Here is a 3,394-nt window from a genome sequence, read left to right as displayed (position 1 = left end):
GGCGAGGGCTTTGATGAATCCGGTTGGATCAGTTGCTTTCGCTGTCGTCGTCCGTCGCGGCGATGACGCCGACAACCAGGATGGCGGCGCCGACCAGCAGGACCGGCAGCGGCACGCCAGCGAATTCGCTGGATTCACCGGCGGTGGCGCCGATGCGGTCGCCGACGCGGGCGGTCGCCGAGGTGTTGGCGGCGGCGGCGGCCTGGCCGGCCACCAGCAACAGGCCAGCGGTCACGGCGATAATGGTCTTCTTCACGAAAGGTCCCCCAAGAGTAGTTGAAACGAGCGCGACAGTTACAACTCAAGGAAACAGTCGTCACTACGATTCATCGGCGCCGACGCCGTTTCTGGCGGGACGTGGCGGAAATGCCATGGCCCGGAGTGTGGCCGCCGACGCGCGCCGGCGGCCGGTTCGTTACTCCGCCTCGGCCGGCTTCGGCGCAGGCCTCACCGGCGTGTGCCGCTGGCCCTCGAACATCTTGTGCATCCGCCGCACGAAGAAGCCGGCGATGTCGTCCACGATGGTGAAGATCGCCGGGATGTAGAGCAGCGACAGGAAGGTCGAGGTGATCAGGCCGCCGATCACCGCGATCGCCATCGGCTGCCGGAACTCGACGTCGGCGCCCAGTCCGATGGCGATCGGCAGCATGCCCGCGCCCATGGCCACCGTGGTCATGATGATCGGCCTGGCCCGCTTGTGGGCCGCGTCCATCAGGGCCTCGAACCGGGTCATGCCCGCCTTGCGCGCCATGATCACATAGTCGACCAGCAGGATCGAGTTCTTGGCCGCGATCCCCATCAGCATCAGGATCCCGATCAGCGACGAGATCGAGAAGCTCGATCCCATCAGCAGCAGGCCGACGAAGGCGCCGCCGATGGCCAGCGGCAGGGCCGCCATGATGGTGATCGGATAGGCGAAGCTTTTGAACAGCAGCACCAGCACCGCGTACATCAACAGGATGCCGGAGCCGAAGGCGATGGCGAAGCCCGAGACCATTTCGGCCAGGAACTCGGTGTCGCCGGACGGCACCTCGCGCACGCCCGGGGGCAGGGTCTTGACCGGCTCGAGCGCCCGCACCCGTTCGGCGGCCTCGCCCACGGTGATGCCGTCGAGCTCGGCGGTGATGGTCGCCACGCGCGAGCGGTCGCGACGGGTGATCTCCGACGGTCCGGCGCCGAAGGTGATGTCGGCCACCGCGCCGAGCGGCACGGCCGCTCCGCTCGCCGTCGGCACCCGCAGGTTCTCGACCACCGACAGATCCTGGCGCGCCTCCTCGCTGAGCATCAACCGGATCGGAATCTGGCGGTCGCCCAGATTGTATTTCGGCAGGTTCTGTTCGACGTCGCCCAGCGTCGCCACCCGCACCGTCTGCGAGATGGCCCCGGTCGAGACGCCCATCAGGGCGGCCTGGTCGGGCTTGGGCGTCACCAGGATCTCCGGCCGGGCGATCGAGGCGGTGTTGACCACATTGGCCAGGCCCGGGACGCCGCGCATCTCGGCCTCGACCGCGCGCGTCGCGGCCTCCAGCGCGGGACCGTTGTCGCTGAGCAGCGACAGGCTGAAGGTGGTGCCGTCGCCGGGACCGCCGCCGCCGCCGCCGCCCGTGCCGATGCGCGCGCCCGGGATGTCGCGGAACTGGTCCACCATCAACCGCGAGAATTCCTGCTGGCTCAGCCGGCGATCGCCCTTGTCGACGAGGTCGGCGACGACATTGGCGCTGGCGACGTTGATCGACCCGTAGACGGACTCGACCTCGGGACGCTCGGACAGCACCCGCGTCATCTGCTGAACGATGACGTCGGTCTCCTGCAGCGTCGCGCCGGGCGGCAGTTCGACGTTGAACGAGGCGCGTCCCTGGTCGCCGGCCGGGAAGGGCTCGGCCGGCACCTGCATGCCGAGGAAGATCGATCCCGCGAAGATCACGATCCCCGCGGCGAACACCTTCCAGCGATTGCCGAGCGCCACTCGCAGGGCGCGCAGATAGGGCTTCATCCAGAACGGGTCGGCGTCGTGGTGCTTGCTCGAATGCCGCAGCAGATAGGCGCCCATCAGCGGCGTCAGCATCCGCGCGACGACCAGCGAGAAGAACACCGCCACGCACGCCGCCAGGGCGAAGGCGATGAAGAACTGGCCGATGATGCCCGGCATGAAGCCGACGGGCGCGAAGACGGCGATGATCGTCGACGTCGTGGCCACCACGGCCAGGCCGATCTCGTCGGCCGCCTCCATGGCCGCGTCATAGGGCGACTTCCCGTCGCGCATGTGCCGCACGATGTTCTCGATCTCGACGATGGCGTCGTCGACCAGGATGCCGATGGTCAGCGACAGCGCCAGCAGGGTGACGCCGTTCAGCGACTGGCCGGTCGCCGCCAGCACCGCGAAGGTCGGGATCAGCGACAGCGGCAGGGCCACGGCGGCGATGATCGTCGCCCGGATGTCGCGGAGGAAGAGGAGCACCACCAGCACCGCGAGGCCGGCGCCGATCAGCAGCGCCTCGACCGAGGCGATGTAGCTCTCCTCGATGTATTCGACATTGGCCGTGACCTGCCGGATCTCGAGCTCCGGATGAGCCTCGTCCATCTCGGCCACGACCTCGCGCACGCGCTCGGCGACCTTGACCTCGCTGGCCTCGCGCGAACGCAGCATGTTGAAGGTGACGACCTGCAGGCCGTCATGCCGGGCCATGGCCCGCGGTTCCGTCCAGGTGTCCTCGATGCGTCCGAGGTCGCCGAGGCGCACGCTTCCGCCCCCCGACAGCGGGATGCGGGTCTGGCTCAGCTCCTCCAGCGAACCGGCCGCGCCGGGAACCCGGATGGCGCGTTCGGAGCCGGCCACGGTGACGCGCCCGCCGGGCAGATCGCTGTTGGCCGAGACCAGCGCCTGGCTGACCTGCGCCGCGGTGACGCCCAGCGCCGCCAGCCGGTCGGGATCGATCTCGACGCGGATCTCCCGGTCGACGCCGCCCTGGCGGTTGACCTCGCCGACGCCGGGGATGGCCAGCAGGGCCCGACTGACGTCGTTGTCGACGAACCAGCTCAGCTGCTCCGGACTCATCGTCGGCGACTGCACCACATAGGTGATCAGGCTGTCGCCGGTGATGTCGATGCGCTGGACCGTCGGCTCCTGCATGTCCTGCGGCAGGTCGCCGCGCAGACCCGCCATGGCGTTGCGCACGTCGTTGGTGGCCCGCTCGACGTCGGTGCCCAGCTCGAATTCGATGAAGGTCGTCGAATAGCCGTCGCTGACCGTGGAATCGATGTGGCGCACGCCGCCGAGGCCGGCGACTGAATCCTCGATCAGACGGGTCACCTGGGTCTCGAGCTCGCTCGGCGCGGCGCCCGGACGCCCCGCCCCGACGTAGATAAACGGAGCCTCGACGTCCGGGTTGTTGTT

At 68.9% G+C, this 3,394-nt stretch carries 2 protein-coding genes; both read right to left on the bottom strand.

All coding sequences use genetic code 11. The features are described from left to right. Window positions 1–28: 28 nt before the first annotated feature. A complete protein-coding gene (locus tag RDU12_RS14100) occupies window positions 29–256 on the bottom strand; it encodes a hypothetical protein (RefSeq protein WP_300290361.1) in 228 nt (75 codons plus the stop codon). A gap of 159 nt (window positions 257–415) precedes the next feature. Continuing rightward, the coding region (locus RDU12_RS14095; protein WP_308685247.1) for an efflux RND transporter permease subunit at window positions 416–3,394 on the bottom strand (2,979 nt) is incomplete at its 5' end.

The sequence above is a fragment of the Brevundimonas sp. genome (assembly GCF_031082345.1).
Lineage (GTDB): Bacteria > Pseudomonadota > Alphaproteobacteria > Caulobacterales > Caulobacteraceae > Brevundimonas.
This window is presented reverse-complemented; position numbering and strand designations above follow the sequence as displayed.